At 68.0% G+C, this 15,865-nt stretch carries 12 protein-coding genes; 11 read left to right on the plus strand and 1 reads right to left on the minus strand.

Translation table 11 applies throughout. The annotated features are described in order from the left end of the window. Positions 1–86 precede the first annotated feature (86 nt). From ABD120_RS06115 to trxA, 7 genes are all read left to right on the plus strand, one after another. Entirely contained in the window at positions 87–2,192 is a 2,106-nt protein-coding gene (locus ABD120_RS06115) for a DUF6049 family protein (protein ID WP_343948705.1), read from the plus strand. Beyond that, a complete protein-coding gene (gene murJ, locus ABD120_RS06120; RefSeq protein ID WP_343948707.1) occupies positions 2,189–3,784 on the plus strand; it encodes a murein biosynthesis integral membrane protein MurJ in 1,596 nt (531 codons plus the stop codon). Before ABD120_RS06115 ends, murJ begins: the two co-directional genes overlap by 4 nt. Before the next feature lie 168 nt (positions 3,785–3,952). Beyond that, a complete protein-coding gene (locus ABD120_RS06125; RefSeq protein ID WP_343948708.1) occupies positions 3,953–5,464 on the plus strand; it encodes a protein kinase family protein in 1,512 nt (503 codons plus the stop codon). 15 nt (positions 5,465–5,479) lie between these two features. Next, the gene (gene sigM / locus ABD120_RS06130) at positions 5,480–6,106 is read left to right on the plus strand and encodes an RNA polymerase sigma factor SigM (RefSeq protein ID WP_343948709.1); all 627 of its coding nucleotides are present in this window, start codon (positions 5,480–5,482) and stop codon (positions 6,104–6,106) included. Next, the gene (locus ABD120_RS06135) at positions 6,096–6,971 is read left to right on the plus strand and encodes an anti-sigma factor family protein (RefSeq protein ID WP_343948710.1); all 876 of its coding nucleotides are present in this window, start codon (positions 6,096–6,098) and stop codon (positions 6,969–6,971) included. The genes sigM and ABD120_RS06135 overlap by 11 nt, the downstream gene beginning before the upstream one ends. Positions 6,972–7,095: 124 nt before the next feature. After that, positions 7,096–8,028 carry a thioredoxin-disulfide reductase gene (trxB, locus tag ABD120_RS06140; RefSeq protein WP_343948711.1) on the plus strand — a complete coding sequence of 311 codons (933 nt, stop codon included), beginning with the start codon at positions 7,096–7,098 and terminating at the stop codon, positions 8,026–8,028. 13 nt (positions 8,029–8,041) lie between these two features. Further along, on the plus strand, positions 8,042–8,356 hold the full coding sequence (gene trxA, locus ABD120_RS06145) for a thioredoxin (protein WP_343948712.1): 315 nt from the start codon (positions 8,042–8,044) through the stop codon (positions 8,354–8,356). Between the two features lie 658 nt (positions 8,357–9,014). Here trxA and ABD120_RS06150 read toward each other — a convergent pair. Continuing rightward, entirely contained in the window at positions 9,015–9,542 is a 528-nt protein-coding gene (locus ABD120_RS06150; RefSeq protein WP_425563928.1) for a GNAT family N-acetyltransferase, read from the minus strand. A 246-nt stretch (positions 9,543–9,788) separates the two neighbouring features. Here ABD120_RS06150 and ABD120_RS06155 point away from each other — a divergent pair, with 246 nt between their 5' ends. The 4 genes from ABD120_RS06155 to ABD120_RS06170 all read left to right on the plus strand — a co-directional run bounded on the left by ABD120_RS06155 (position 9,789) and on the right by ABD120_RS06170 (position 15,594). Continuing rightward, a complete protein-coding gene (locus ABD120_RS06155) occupies positions 9,789–11,114 on the plus strand; it encodes an aminotransferase-like domain-containing protein (protein WP_425563929.1) in 1,326 nt (441 codons plus the stop codon). 725 nt (positions 11,115–11,839) lie between these two features. Beyond that, the gene (locus tag ABD120_RS06160; protein WP_343948714.1) at positions 11,840–12,787 is read left to right on the plus strand and encodes a D-alanine--D-alanine ligase family protein; all 948 of its coding nucleotides are present in this window, start codon (positions 11,840–11,842) and stop codon (positions 12,785–12,787) included. 740 nt (positions 12,788–13,527) lie between these two features. Then, positions 13,528–13,704, plus strand: coding sequence for a hypothetical protein (locus ABD120_RS06165; protein WP_343948715.1), 177 nt, complete (start codon positions 13,528–13,530; stop codon positions 13,702–13,704). An 843-nt stretch (positions 13,705–14,547) separates the two neighbouring features. Next, positions 14,548–15,594: a threonine aldolase family protein gene (locus ABD120_RS06170; RefSeq protein ID WP_343948716.1), complete on the plus strand. Its 1,047-nt coding sequence runs from the start codon at positions 14,548–14,550 to the stop codon at positions 15,592–15,594. Positions 15,595–15,865 lie beyond the last annotated feature (271 nt).

A 15,865-nucleotide genomic window follows, 5' to 3' on the forward strand; every position in this document is an offset into this window, starting at 1 on the left:
GCCCTGCCGCCGCGACTCGCGGTCGCGACACGACACCGAGCCCGTACCATTGCGGGCGTGCGCCGTACTCCACCACGGACTGACGCGTGATCAGAAAGGCCACGCTTCTCGCAGTCCTGTCCGCCGCGTTGCTCGCCCCCACGGCGGCCGCAACGCCCAGTGAGGCTGCGGTCAGTACGGCCACGGTCACGGCGAACAGGCAGACGATCGACCTGTCCGTGCAGGCGATCACCCCGGAGCTGCCGCGCAGGCCCAACGACGTGATCAAGGTGTCGGGCACGATCCGCAACGGCTCGACGACCGCCCAGTCCGGCCTCCAGGTGCGGGTCCGCTACTCCGAGGCCGGACGGCCGCTGACCGACCGGGCCGCCCTCGCCACCTTCGCCGCCGACCAGGACCAGCAACTGCCCAACGCCTCGCCGACCTCCTCGATGACCATCCCCGCGCTGGAGCCCGGCGCCACCGCGCAGTGGCAGTTCACGATGACGCCCGCCCAGCTGCGCATGCAGACCTTCGGCGTCTACCCGATCACCGTCGAGCTGGTCTCGATCAACGCGACCTGGCAGCCGCTGGCCAAGGTGCACACCTTCGTCACCTTCGCCCCGCTGACCGCGCCCAAGCTGCCGCGCAACCGGCTCGCGGTCGCGCTGCCCCTCCTCGACCAGCCCCACCGCTCCTCCGACGGCACCTTCCTCGACGACCGGTTGTCTGCCGAGCTCAAACCAGGCGGGCGCCTCGCCGACCTGGCCCAGATCGCCAAGACCGCGCCCAAGAACGTCACCTGGTTCATGGAGCCCGGCCTGTTCGACGACCTCCAGGCGATGAGCTCCGAGTACGTCGTGAAGGAGGCGAAGAAGCCCGCCAACCCGGCGGCAGCCGCATGGCTGGGCACGATCCGCGAGTCGCTGGCCGACGTGCCCGTCGTGGCGGTGCCGTACGCGGACCCCGACGTGACCGCCCTCGCCCACCAGGGGTTCGACGCCGGCGTCGACAAGGCGATCACGGTCGGCGGCAGCGCGGCCGGCCGCCATCTCGGCCGCGTGATCCCCACGAACGTCAACTGGCCCGTGGGCGGCAAACTCGACGACGACGCGCTCGACCTGCTGTCGGTCGGCAAGGTCGGCACCGTCCTTCTCAACCCGGCCAACGTCCCCCCCGCCGTCCCTCCCACGACCACCCTCGACGGGGCGACCACGCTCGACAGCGTTTCCGGACCGGTCACCGCGCTGCTGCCCGACGAGGCCCTCAGCCAGACCTTCGAGCTCGACGGCAGCGCGGGCGGCGGGGCCGTGATCAACCGGCAGCGGTTCATCGCGGAGACCGCCGTGATCGCCGCAGAGCCCGGCCAGGTCCGCGCGCGCAACCTCGTGGTCGCGCCCTCGCGACGCTGGAACCCCGATCCGGCGCTGGTGTCGAGCCTGCTGAAGACGGCCGCGAAGCTGCCGTGGCTGACGCCGGTGCCACTCGGCTCGATGAAGGCGCCCAAGGTGCAGACCCCGCGCGGCGGGCTCTACTACACCGAGCAGGACCAGCGCGAAGAACTCTCCAAGAAGTACCTCGACCCGGTCAAGGAGATCGCGGCGAAGGCCGACCTCGCCACGCAGATCACCACCGACCGGAAACCGGCCGGGTTCGACGCCGCGGTCCTCCGCCTGACCTCCGCCGCCTGGCGCACCTCCAAGTCCGGCCGTACCGCGAGCAAGCAGGTCAAGGAGAAGATCGACGAGCGGCTGGCGCGGGTGACCATGTCCGCTGCCAGCCGCGACCAGTCCCGCACACTCGCGGGCGTCGACGGCCAGTTCCCCATCAGCGTGCGCAACCAGCTCAGCCACTCGGTGACACTGCTCGTCGACGTCACCGCCAACAACCACGAATTCCTCGAAGTCGCTCCCGACTACCCCAAGAGGCTGGTCATCAATCCCGGGCAGAGCGGGGTCCTCCAGGTCCCGATGAACGTCAAGACCAGCGGCGACTCCACGGTCACCGTCCGGTTGAAGACCGAGAGCGGCCTCCCGTACGGCGAGCCCGTCGAGCTGACCATCAGAACCACCGGCTACACCGGCATCGCCCTGGTCATCGTGGGCGGCGCGCTGACGGTCATGCTCGCCGCGGTGGTGACGCGCATCCTGCGCGTCCGATCGAAACGGCGGCCTGCGCGCGGCGCTCAGACACGGGAGGGCGAGAAGGTATGAGCCGCCTGATGCGCGCCAGCGCGATCATGGCCGCGGGCACGATGGTGTCACGGGTGACGGGCTTCGTCCGCACGATGGTCCTCGCCTCCGCGATCGGCGTCAGAGGGCTGGGCGACGCCTACAACGCCGCCTACGCGATCCCCTACGCCATCCTCGACCTGCTCCTGCTCGGCGTGCTCAGCAGCGTGATCGTGCCGATGGTGGTCAAGGCGCAGCAGCGCGACCCCGACGGCGGCCGCGCCTACGAGCAGCGGCTGCTGACACTCGCGACCGTCGCGCTGGTCGCGGTCGCGATCCTCGCGGTCGTCGCGGCGCCGCTGCTCATCGACCTCTACACCGCCTGGCCACGCGGCAGCCGCGAGTTCCAGGTGGCGGTGCTGCTGGCCCAGTTCATCCTGCCGCAGCTGGCCTTCTTCGGCATCGGCTCGGTCGCGGGCGCGATCCTCAACACCCGCGACCGGTTCGCCGCGCCCATGTGGGCGCCCGTGATCAACAACGTCGTGGTGATCGTCGTCTTCCTCCTGTACTCCGGCGGCAGCGACATCAACGAGATCACCGACTTCGACCTCGCGGTCCTCGGCCTCGGCACCACCCTCGGCATCGTGGCCCAGGCGAGTGTGCTGGTCGTGGCGCTCAAACGGATCGGCTTCTCCTTCCGGCCCCGCTTCGACGTCCGCAACGCCGGGCTCGGCGAGATGGCCAAGGCCGGTAGCTGGACCATCGGATACGTCGTGGTCTCCCAGCTCGGCTTCATGCTGATCACCAACCTGGCCAGCGCGGCGGGCAACGAGGTGTCCGGCCACGGCATCACGCCGTACACACTGGCCTTCCAGCTCTTCCAGCTCCCCTACGGGATCGTCGGCGTCTCGGTGATCACCGCGATGCTGCCCCGGATGAGCCGGTCGGTCGCCAACGGACGGCTCGACGAGGTACGCACCGAGTTCGGCTCCGGCGTCAGACTGATCTCCTCGGTGATGGTGCCCGCCTCGCTGCTGCTCATGGTGCTCGGGCCCGCGATCACCGTGCCGCTTTACGCCCACGGCGAGACCGGCGTCGCCGACGCCGTCTACATCGGTAACGTGCTGCAGGTGTACGGCCTGGCCCTGATGCCGTTCTCGATCTTCCAGCTGCTGCTGCGCGTGTTCTACAGCTTCGGCGACACCCGCACCCCGGTCTTCGTCGGCGCGGGCACCACCGCGGCCAGCGCGCTGCTGATGCTGGTCGCCAACGCGGCGCTGCCCGCCAGATATCTGGTGATGGGGCTCGCGTTCGCCTACGCGGTCGCCTACGCGCTCGGCGCGATCATCGCCTGGACCCTCGCCTCCCGCCGGGTCCACGGCCTCGGCGGCTGGACCATCGGCATGGCGCTGACCAGGATGTATCTCGCCGCCCTGCCCACCGCGGTGCTGGCACTGGCGGCGGTGTGGGTCACGCAGTTGGCCTTCGGCCAGCTCGCCTTCCTCAACTCGCTGATCATCCTCGCGGTTGGCGGAGGGCTCGGCGGCCTGCTCTACTTGGCGGTCGCGCACAAGATCCGTATCCCGGAGGTCAACTCGATCGTTGGAATGGTCGCGGGGCGGGTAGGCCGGTAAACAATCACTGGTTCACCCGGGTACGGCACTACGATGGTGCTCGACACGCGCGAACGGAAGCAGGAGGGGCGTGGGCGGATCCACCCGGCATAGCGTGCCAACGTGGGACACGACCACGCGGGCCGACCGGTGGATGAGCACGCCCGCACGGCGGAGCGGAGAAGGTCAGTGAGCACGTCGGCGGTCGAACCGGGCACTCGCCTCGCCGAGCGCTTCCGGCTGGAAGACCGCGTGAGCGAGTCGGACGGCGCCACCTTGTGGAAGGCCATCGACGAGATCCTGGCCCGGCCGGTCGCCGTCCTCACCTTCGCCCCCGATTTCCCGCGCGTCCAAGAGGTCGTCACCGCCGCCCGCTCGGCCAGCCGCCTCACCGACCCCCGCCTCACCCAGGTCTTCGACGCCGCCCAGGACGACGACCACGCCTACGTCGTCAGCGAGTGGGTGACCGGCGAGACGCTGTCCGACCTGCTGGCCGCCGGTCCGCTCGAACCCGACCGGGCGGCGGGGCTGGTCGCCGAGGCCGCGGAGGCCATCGCCCACGCCCACGAGGCGGGCCTCTACCACCTGTGCCTGCGCCCCTCCCACCTGGTGTGGACGACGGGCAACACGGTCAAGGTGCTCGGCGTCGCCGTGGAGGCGTCCCTGGCCGGACTGACCACCGACCATCCGGGCCACGAGGACGCCGAGGGCCTCGGCCGCCTCCTCTACGCCGGACTGACCGGCCATTGGCCGGGCGACGAGGAAGAAGGCGGGCTGCAGGCCGCCCCGATGATCGACGGGCATTTCTGCAGCCCCCGCCAGGTGACAGCCGGTGTGCCCGGCTATCTCGACGCCGTCACCATCAGGGCCGCGCTCCCCGAGTCACGCAAGGGGCAGCCGGCCCTCATCAGTCCTGCCGAAGTCGCCGCCGCACTCGCCGACGTCGCCAGGCCGATGCCGATCCCGATCTCCTACCCGCAGCCCGCGCCGTCGGTCCAGATCTCCTCCGGTCCGTCCACGGACGGCATCGAGGTCCGGCGCACCATGCAGGCCCCGCTGATGGCGCCGCCCCGGCCGCCCAAGGGCCGTAGCAGCGCCGTCAACAAGATGCTGATGGCCGTGGTCGTGCTCCTCGTGATCGCGGCCGTGGGCGTGGGCGCGTGGACGATCGGCCGCAGCCTGGGCAGCCCGACCGGCCCCGACACCGGCAACCAGCCGACGACCTCGGCCGAGGGCAGGCCGTCCGTCGCGCCCGAGGTGGTCAAGCCGGTCGACGCCCAGGGCTTCGACCCGCTGGGCGACAAGATGGAGAAGACCCCGATGGCGGGCCTCGCCATCGACGGCAAGCCGAGCACCTTCTGGAAGACGGAGAACTACAACGACGCCGAACTCGGCGGCCTCAAGGACGGGGTCGGCCTGCTGCTGGACATGGGCAAGTCCATGCAGATCAGCGACGTGGTGGCGTCGATCTCCCAGGCGAGGGGCGCCTCGGTCGAGCTGAGGGTGGGCGACTCCCCCGACCTCGGTTCGCTGAAGGCCGTCGCCAAGGAGAAGGACGCCGCCGGCAAGGTCACTCTGACACCCGATCAAGAGGCGACCGGCAGGTACGTTTTGATCTGGTTTACGCGTCTTCCCGCAGACAGCGGGGGGTTTCATGGCACCATCTATGACGTAGTCGTGCATTCCCCAGGATCGGCATAACACAGGATCACCCTTGTGAACTCCCCACCCGAGACACCTCCGGCAGCCGAGCGTTCCGACGCCGAGCTGCTGTCCGCACACGCCAACGGGGATCCACACGCGTTCAGCGAGATAGTCAAGAGGCACAGGGACCGCATGTGGGCGGTCGCGTTGCGCACCCTCGGAGATCCCGACGAGGCCGCCGACGCCGTACAAGACGCCTTCGTCTCCGCCTATCGCAAGGCGAGCACCTTCCGCGGTGAGGCCGCCGTCACCACCTGGCTGCACCGCATCGTGGTCAACGCCTGCCTCGACCGGATGCGGCGCAAGTCCGTCCGGCCCGTGGCCGACGACGAACTCATCGAAGCCGCCGAACGCGACACCCCGTTGCCCGACCAGACGCTTGAGCGCGAGGTCTCGATGGAAGTTTCAGCAGCGTTGAAACTGCTGCCCGCCGACCAGCGAGCCGCGCTCGTCCTGGTCGACATGATGGGCTATTCCGTCGAAGACGCAGCTCAGGTACTACAAGTGCCCAGTGGAACCGTGAAGAGCCGCTGTGCCAGAGGGCGCGCGAAACTTGCCCCGATTCTTTCGCATCTACGGAACCGTTCAGACCTCACTCGCGTCTCATCCGCGAAGGGAGCAGAACTTCGTGACGGGTGATACGCACTACGATCTGGAGATTCTGGCCGAGCTGGCCGAGGGTCTCCTAGACGCCGACACAGCACGTCAGGTCCGCGAACATCTCGCGGTATGCACCCCTTGTGGGGCGTTCCTGGCCGACCTGGCGGCGGTTCGCGAGGTGCTCGCGGCCACACCCACACCGGCTATGCCGATGGGTGTCACGCTGCGCATCGACAAAGCATTGGCCGAGGAAGCCCAGCGGGGCGCGATCGGCCTCGCCGAGAAGCCCGACTGGGACGAGCTCATGCGCGACGCCCCGTGGGAACAACCGGCAGCCGAGGCACCGGAGCCCGTACGGCTGGGCGTGGTGTCCGACGACGGCACCATCGTGCCGGCTCGCACGCGGGCCTCTCGCAGGCGCAGGTGGGCATTGCCCGCCATGGCCTCGGCCGCCGCGGCGGTGGTCGTCGGCGGCACCGTGCTCATGACGAGCGGGGTGCTCACGACCGCCTCCAACAGCCCACAGCAAGGAGGAACCGCGACACATCTGGCCGCCGAGCAGCCGCCCGCTCCCCCTGCGGAGACGGGCAAGGGCCGGGGGTACGCGCTGACCGACAGCAACTGGAACTACAGCGACAGCGACCTGAAGCGCCCCATGGTCAGCTTCCTCGGCAACGCCGAGGTGCTCGGCGGCGCCAAGGCCGCCGACGTCACCAAGTGCGTCAACAGGGTCGCCGCCCGTTCCAAGATCAAGCCTTTCGCGGTCGACCAGGGCCAGTACAACGGCTCGGAGGCGCTCATCGTCGCCTCCTGGCGAAGCCAGCCGAAGAACCAGGTCCGGCTCGACATCGTCGACCCGTTCAGTTGCAAGAACCTCCGCAAGCCCACCCTGGGCCGCTGGTAAAGAAGAGCCCCGCGTCAGAGCCCGCTTCGGCGGGCTCTTTCGTTTCGCGGACAAAGGCGGGAATCACCACGCTCTAGGATCTGTTGACGCGACAGCAACCGGAGACTAGGAAGGCGTGAGAGCGTTGAGCGACGTTCGTAACGTGATCATCATCGGGTCGGGCCCCGCCGGCTACACGGCTGCGGTCTACTCGGCGCGCGCCGAACTCAAGCCGCTGGTCTTCGAGGGCTCGGTCACCGCAGGCGGTGCGCTCATGAACACCACCGACGTGGAGAACTTCCCCGGTTTCCCCGACGGCATCATGGGCCCCGACCTCATGGACAACCTCCGCAAGCAGGCCGAGCGCTTCGGCGCCGAGCTGGTCGCGGACGACGTGATCGAAGTCGATCTCGAAGCCAACCCCAAGGTCGTCAAGACCTACACCGACACCTACTACGCCAACTCGGTGATCCTGGCCATGGGCTCCGGCTATCGCGAGCTCGGCCTGGACAACGAGAAGCGACTGTCCGGACGCGGTGTCTCCTGGTGTGCCACGTGTGACGGCTTCTTCTTCCGGCAGAAGGACATCGTGGTCGTCGGCGGCGGCGACACCGCGATGGAGGAGGCCACCTTCCTGACCCGGTTCGGGCGGATGGTCACCGTCATCCACCGTCGTGACGAGCTCCGCGCCAGCAAGATCATGCAGGAGCGGGCGTTCGCGAACGAGAAGATCCGCTTCATCTGGGACACCGAGGTCACCGACGTCCTCGGCCAGGACCGGGTCGAGGCGGTCAAGCTGCGCAACCTCAAGACGGGCGAGGAGAGCGAACTCGCCACCGACGCGCTGTTCATCGCGATCGGCCACGACCCGCGCACCGACCTGGTCAAGGGGCAGATCGACCTCGACGAGGACGGCTACATCAAGGTCACCGCGCCCACGACCGCCACCAACATCGAGGGTGTGTTCGCCGCCGGTGACGTCGTCGACCACATCTACCGGCAGGCCATCACCGCGGCGGGCACGGGGTGCTCGGCCTCGCTCGACTCCGAGCGCTGGCTCGCCACCAACGAGAAGTAGAGGAGCGCAACCAATGAAGGCAGTAACCGACGCCACATTTGAGGCAGAGGTCCTCAAGAGCGACAAGCCCGTACTCGTCGACTTCTGGGCCGAGTGGTGCGGGCCGTGCCGTCAGGTCGCGCCCATCCTTGAGGAGATCTACCAGGAGTACGGCGACAAGCTGGAGATCGTCAAGCTGAACATCGACGAGAACCCGCAGGTGCAGCGTGAGGCCGGAGTCCTGCAGATTCCGACGCTCAACGTTTACAAGGACGGCGAGGTCGTCAAGCAGATCATCGGCGCCAAGCCGAAGAGGCTGCTGCTGCGCGAGCTTGAGGGCATCATCTAATCCCCTCCGCGCGAGAGGCCCGGGTACCGATACGGTCCCGGGCCTCTCTCTGTTCTGGCGCGGGCCGCCCTGATCGTCCGGTCCCTCTGTGCCGGCGCGGGCCGCCCTGATCGTTCCTCTGTGCCAACGCGGGCCGCCCTGATCGTCCTGTGCGTGCCGTTCGGGTGCGTTGCTCGGATCGCAGGCTCCGTTGGTCATGAGCCGGTCTCATATCACGGCTGCCACGCTTGTGACCCGTACAGCACTTCCGCGGACGCAACCCCGATCACCGGCCGGTTCTGATCACGGCCCTTGTCCCTCGCCGGTCGCGTATCGCCGCCGGTCGTGGACCGTCCGCACGCGCTCGACGCGGTCTCCGCCGATGTGCGACATGTACCGACACTCAGCGCTTCGCTGACGCATACCGTTCGCCGACGTGACCGAAGCCCGCCCCACACCTCCAACCGCCCTTGTGGGACAGCCCCTTGTGGGGCTGCTCCTTGTGGGCTGCTCCTTGTGGGGCTGCTCCTTGTGGGGCTGCTCCTTGTGGAGCTACCTCATTGGGATGGGGTCAGGCGGTCTCACTGCCTTCCGCAGCCACGACGTCCGCTGAGACCTCTCCTCGGCGCCTACGAAGGGTTTGTTCATAGCCTCAGAGGGGGTCATAGCCTCCTGAGGGTCATACAGGACGTAGCGCGCGTTCCGGAGACATCGACCCCAGCAACCGCTCCAGGGCGACCTCCACGTCCTCCCGCCAGGACACGGCCGTCTTGAGCTCCAACCGCAACCGCGGAAACCGCAAATGCGGCCGTACCGTCTTAAACCCCACAGACAGCAGATACTCCGCCGGGACCACGCAACTCGGCTCCTCCCACTTGAGGTCGCCGAACGCCTCGATGGCCTTGACCCCGCGCCGCGTCAGGTCCTTCGCCACTCCCTGGATCAGCATCCGCCCGAGGCCGCCCCCCGAGAACTCGGGGATGATGTGGGCGGTCATGAGCAGCACCGCGTCGGCGCTCACCGGTGACGTGGGGAAGGCGACCGATCGCGGAGTGTAGAGCGGCGGGCTGTACAGCACGAACCCGGCGGGAACCCCGTCAACATAGACGATCTTCCCGCAACTGCCCCATTCGAGCAGTGTGCCGGAGATCCACGCCTCTTTCTCCAAGCCCGGGTCACCGGCGTCGGCGGCCCGCTCCCCGCTCATGGGGTCCAGCTCCCAGAACACGCACCGCCGACAGCGGCGCGGCAAATCGTCAAGATTGTCCAGGGTTATGTTGACCAGCCGACGCGACAATTACGGCCCCAATCGTTGACCCGGAAAAGCGCGCGAAATCCGCGTCCCCAGCTGGCATCGTAGCCCAGTGAGGAAGCCGGGAGCGGGTGCACGGCGTTCATGACCGGTCACGTACTCTGGACTCTCGGCACAATTACCCACCTTAGGAGGTGGACCGTGACAGAAGAGCAGGATCACGGTCAGACGCCCGCGCCCCAAGGGTCGCGCATCGATGCCTACGTCGATCGGTATGCCGCACGGGCAGCCGGGATGGTCGCCTCCGAGATCCGAGCTCTTTTCGCCGTCGCATCGAGGCCCGAGGTGGTCTCGCTGGCCGGCGGCATGCCGTACGTCACCGCCCTCCCTCTCGACCTGGTCGGCGAGTTGGTCGCCGATCTGGTCACCCGGCGCGGCCCGGTCGCCCTCCAGTACGGCTCCGGCCAGGGCGATCCGCACCTGCGTGAGCAGATCTGCGAGGTCATGCGCATGGAGGGGATCGAGGCCGGGGCGGACGACGTGGTCGTCACAGTGGGGTCGCAGCAGGCCCTGGACCTGATCACCCGGATCTTCATCGACCCCGGCGACGTGGTGCTCGCCGAAGGCCCGTCGTATGTGGGCGCTTTGGGCACGTTCAGCGCCTACCAGGCCAAAGTCGTCCATGTCACGATGGATGATCAGGGTCTGGTGCCGGAATCGCTGGCGCAAACGCTCTACGCGCTCAAAACCGCCGGAAACACGGTCAAATTTCTGTACACGATCCCCACGTTCCACAACCCCGGGGGCGTCACCCTCAACCACGCCCGCCGCCAACAGGTGCTCGACATCTGCCAGCGTGCGGGCGTTCTGATCGTCGAGGACAATCCGTACGGGCTGCTCGGCTTCGACGGCGAGCCCATGCGCGCCCTCCGCGCCGACAATCCCGACGGAGTCGTCTATCTCGGCTCCTTCTCCAAGACGCTGGCGCCGGGATTCCGCGTCGGCTGGGCCCTCGCACCGCACGCGATCCGCGACAAACTGGTGTTGGCGATGGAGTCGGCGGTGCTGTCCCACTCGTCGTTCACGCAGTTGGCCGTCGGCCAGTACCTCGCCACGCAGCCCTGGCGCGAGCAGATCAAGACCTTCAGGGAGTTGTACCGGGAGCGCCGCGACTCCTTGCTCGACGCCCTCGAAGTGCTGATGCCACCCGGCGTATCCTGGACCCGCCCAGCAGGCGGGTTCTTCGTGTGGGCCACCCTGCCCGAAGGACTGGACAGCAAGGCCATCCTGCCGCGCGCGGTGGCGGAGCGGGTCGCGTTCGTCCCGGGCACCGGCTTCTTTTCGGACGGCAGCGGCGCCCGCCAGATGCGCCTGTCGTATTGCTACCCCCAGCCGGACCGCATCAGAGAAGGCGTCCGCCGCCTGGCCGGCGTCATCGACCAGGAACTCCAGCTCCGCGACACCTTTGGCACCACCCCACCGCCCATCCCCCCAGGCGTCGACACCCCCGCCCCAGACCTCGCCTGACCCGGGTGGGGGTAAGCGGAACTCTCCACTGATTACGGGCGAGCCGGGCGGTACAGCAGGCACGCCGATGGTGGGGCGTGGTTTGCATAGCTCGCCCTACCCCACCCACCGCCACCCGCTAACGACCTCCAGAGGCACGCTCCTCTCCCCCACCCCATCCCACCGCCATGCCGCCCTGGTTACTCTCTTGCCAGGCCGGCGCCGGGTTTCCGCCCGAGGGTGCCGTCCTGGCTATCTCTGCCAGGTCGGTGCTGGGGAACCGTCCGAGGGCGCTGTCTTGGTTATCTCTGCCAGGTCGACACTGAGAACCGTACGAGGGCGGGCCGTCCTGGTTACCTTTGCGCTGGGAACCGCCCGAGGGCCCTGTCTTGGTTATCTCTGCCAGGTCGGCGCTGAGGACCGTACGAGAGTGCGCCGTCCTGGTTACCTTGCCAGGTCGGCGCCGGGGACCGTACGAGGGCGCGACATTCCGGTCGTATCCACGGGAGCGACGATTCTGACCTGTTCCCAGGGCATGGCGGCCGTGAGAGTAACTCCGCCACCACAACGCCTGGAAGCACCGCACGCCGCCCCGCTCCGCGCGCGGGCCGTGCCAAACACCCATCCCCCGCCGCTCAGTCAGCCCACGCCCCCCATAACACATCAGGGCCTGCGCCGATGAGGGAGGAGCGCAATGGTCGGTGAGGACCGGTAGCGTTGGACGGCGGACAGCTGAAGGAGATGTGATGGGCGAACTGGGACACGTGCTCGTACTTGCAGGCGGGCTCTCCTACGAGCGGGAAGTGTCCCTGCGTTCAGGACGCCGAGTCAGCGAGGTGCTGCGCACGACCGGGATCGACGTCGAAACCCGCGACACCGACAGCTCCCTCGTCCCGTCGGTGCTGGCCGACCCTCCGGACGCGGTCTTCGTCACGCTCCACGGCGGCGCGGGCGAAGACGGCGCCATCCGCTCGGTCCTCGAACTTCTCAACATTCCCTACGTCGGCGCAGGCCCCGACGCCTGCCGCGTCGCCTTCGACAAGCCGACGGCGAAGGCGGTGGTCCGCTCCGTAGACATCCAGACCCCCGCCTCCGTCACCCTCCCCAAGGAGACGTTCCACGACCTCGGCGCCTCCGTGGTCCTCGGCCGCATCATCGACCGCCTCGGCCTCCCCCTGTTCGTCAAGCCGTCCCGCGGCGGATCCGCGCTCGGCGCCTCGATCGTCCGCACCGCCGAAGAACTGCCCGCCGCGATGGTCGGCTGTTTCGCGTACGGCGACACGGCCCTGATCGAGCAGTACGTCGAAGGCGTAGAGGTAGCCGTCTCGGTGGTGGACCTCGGCGACGGCCCCATCGCCCTGCCCGCCGTGGAGATCGTCCCCGACGAAGGCGTCTACGACTACGCCGCCCGTTACACCGCCGGACACACCGAGTTCTTCGCCCCGGCCCGCCTCTCCGAGGCTGCGGCCGCCGCCTGCGCCACCATGGCCGTGACGGCCCATCGCGCCCTCGGCCTCCGCGACCTGTCCCGCACGGACCTCATCGTCGACGCCGACGACCGCCCCCACTTCCTGGAGGTCAACGTCGCCCCCGGCATGACCGAAACCTCCCTCTTCCCCATGGCCGTCGAATCCGCTGGCCGCGACCTGGGTACCCTCTGCCGCCGCCTCCTGGAATCGGCCAGCACCCGCTGACCTCCTCCGCCCGCACCGCCGCCTTGGCGGAGCGGGCCACCCAACTACTCCGCAAACGCCAGGTCTGGTCAAGCGCACCACCAACCACGAACGAGCCGCAACTGCGAAGATTTCTTCACTCTTTCACCAAGGAAATCCCCTCACCACCTCCCCTCACGTTCGCAAGCACCCACTCACCTGCGCCCACCACCATCGTGAGACCACGCGGCACCTCGCACCCGTGACCGACGGCGCCCCGACCGCCCGGACCCACACATCCACCGCCTCGCGCCGTGCGCTCCCGAGCACCACCTCGACCGGAGCGGGCGCCCCGCCGTCCCCGCATCCGAAGCTGTCCAGCCGCCCGCCTTCGGCATCACCGACGACAGCCACGCGCGTCCAGCAGCTCCACAACAGGCCCTCGCCCTCGCCCTCACCGCTCTGCGGCGCACTTCGACCGGCACCCCACCTGTCCACCCCGCCAGAGAGCCCTGTTCCGGGCGTCTACCCACCCGGTCTCGCGCTCTTTGTCGCCTTTATCCCTCTACAACCCGACGAATACAGGCCGGCTTGCGCCGGGTTGTCCTGCCGGGACCGACTCCATCAGCCGCGACGAAGTCGGCTTCCTCACCACCCACTGACCTCGCCGCCGCCGTCTTCGAACTCGCCACCTCCCCACAGCACGGCATCCACGACATACATGTGTCTCGGCTCTCGCCAGCATCGTTCTGCCGCTGGGCACCTGGTTCCTCCTGGGCAGCGTGGACGCCCTCCACTCAGCGCAAAGTTGGCTCACCCCGTATGCCACCGTCCAGAATCTGCTCTCCGGCGAGATGAGCGCCATTTCGTGGGCGCAGTGGCCCAATGTCCTACTGCTCTGGGGCGTGATTCTGAACGCCATCGGTAAGGCGCGTCTGAAACGCCAGCAGTCAATGTGAAACACACCCCGGCACCCCGGCACCCCGGCACCCCGGCACCCCGGCACCCCGGCACCCCGGCACCCCGGCACCCCGGCACCCCGGCACCCCGGCACCCCGGCACCCCGGCACCAGGACCCTAGCCGACCGGCGGCGCGATCGTGACAAGCTTTCGCAGAGGTTCTTGCCCCTCATCGCCGAGTCGGCCGGCAGTGTCACCGTCCGCCACGTAGCGCCCAGTTGCACTCACCACAGCTAGCCTGAACGACTGGCTCTCAGGCACGTGGCCTGGGTGGAGACGCTGTTCCTGGGTGGACGTCTGCGAACACCGCCCGGCCGAAGTCGCCCGCCACCGGGGCGACCACCTTCGTGAATCACGACGCACTGTCTCCCCCGACTACAAGCGGGCAAGGGTCATTACCGGCTCGTTGCGCGACGCTTCGCCGCCCAACACGGCGATCCTCGCTCCTCCCCGCCTTCTACGACTTCCCGCTGTACTTCCCTGATCTCACGCACCCCGGGGTGTCGGGGTCCTCTCCTGGACTCACCCGCCGTTCCGCCCGTCAGGCTTCGTTCGGAACTCCCCACCTCTTCCGGAACCTCGCCCGGCTACCCGTATGCTCCGCCGACCTAGAGTTCGGCGCCGATCGAGAGTGATCCCTCCGTGTATCCGAGATACGAGGTGATGAAGCAGAGCCGTGGTGGAGCCCAAAATCAATCCGCCTCAGCCTTCGGGTAGCCGACACCCCGACGGGTATCCGCTTCCCAGAAGCCATCAGCGATCCTGACGTCCGTCCACAGGCGTCCAGCGATTCGGTCGTTGATCTCTGGTTGGAGGGCTGATCGGTCAGTAGCGTGAGCCGGGTGACGAACGATGCGAGGTATCCCAAGAGTTTCGCCAGCGACAACCACGCGGGCGTTCATTCCGCCGTCCTGCAGGCCATCCTGGCAGCCAACGTCGGCGACGCCCCCGCGTACGGCGACGACGAGTGGACCGCCACCTTCGAGCGTCAGATCACCGAGGTCTTCGGCGCACAGGCCAAAGCGTTGCCCGTGTTCAACGGATCCGGAGCCAATATCGTCGGGCTGGCCCTCATGCTGGGCCGCTACGACGGCATCATCTGCGCTGAGAGTGCCCACATCACCACCCATGAAACCGGCGCAACCGAACGCCTCCTGGGCAACAAGATCATTACTGTACCCACCGAAGACGGCAAGCTCCGCCCTGATGACATCGTCAGCCGCATCCATACGTTGGGCGTTCGCTTCGAAGTTCAACCGAAGGTCGTCTCGATCTCCCAGGCGACCGAACTCGGCACCTCTTACACCCCCGACGAGATCACCGCCCTGGCCGAGACAGCCCACGCACACGGCCTCCGGCTCCACATGGACGGCGCCCGGCTCGCCAACGCAGCTGCCTTCCTCGGGTGCGACCTACGCGCGTTCACCACCGATGCCGGCGTCGACGTGTTCAGTTTCGGCGGCACCAAGAACGGCGCCCTGGGCGCCGAGGCCGTCGTCCTCCTCGACCCGTCACTACAAGAGGGCGGCCCCTACATTCGCCTCCAATCCCTCCAGCAGGCTTCCAAGATGCGTTTCCTGGCCGCCCAACTATCCGCGCTACTGACCGATGACCTGTGGCGCCAGAACGCCTCCCACGCCAACGCGATGGCCCAGCGTCTCGCGGCCGGGCTCGCAGAGCTCCCGGAGGTAGCGGTTGTCCATCCAGTCGAGTCCAACGCAGTCTTCGCCTCACTCCCCCGCGCCGTCTCGCAGGAGCTACTTGGGCACTACCGGTTCCACTACTGGGACGAGAGGGCGGGTCTGGTTCGGTGGATGACCGCCTTCGACACCACTCCAGCACAGGTGGACGACTTCCTCTCCTCCATTCAGAAGGCCGCCTTGAGGTAGCCGAACCGTCGAATCCTCAAAGGAGTCGTGATTCAGTTCCTGACCACATGCACGGACCACATCGCTAGTTTCACGTGAAACACGCGGGCCCACGTCGAAGTCGGAACGCCAGTAGCCGGTTTCACGTGAAACCACGCTCTCGGCGGGCCCGCGTCGACCTCGACCCCATTGCACGCCGTTTCACGTGAAACATGGGCTCTGCAGAATCACGGAGTGATGCGGGCTTGCGGGCTTGCGGGCTTGCGGGCTTGCGGGCTTGCGGGCTTGCGGG

It is taken from the genome of Nonomuraea longicatena, from assembly GCF_039525605.1.
Taxonomy (GTDB): domain Bacteria; phylum Actinomycetota; class Actinomycetes; order Streptosporangiales; family Streptosporangiaceae; genus Nonomuraea; species Nonomuraea longicatena.

Excerpts from the sequence above, each read along its gene's own strand:
- ABD120_RS06160 (WP_343948714.1), top strand. The coding sequence starts at position 11,840 with ATGGGCGAACTGGGACACGTGCTCGTACTTGCAGGCGGGCTCTCCTAC.
- trxA (WP_343948712.1), top strand. The coding sequence starts at position 8,042 with ATGAAGGCAGTAACCGACGCCACATTTGAGGCAGAGGTCCTCAAGAGC.
- ABD120_RS06150 (WP_425563928.1), bottom strand. The coding sequence starts at position 9,542 with ATGAGCGGGGAGCGGGCCGCCGACGCCGGTGACCCGGGCTTGGAGAAA.
- murJ (WP_343948707.1), top strand. The coding sequence starts at position 2,189 with ATGAGCCGCCTGATGCGCGCCAGCGCGATCATGGCCGCGGGCACGATG.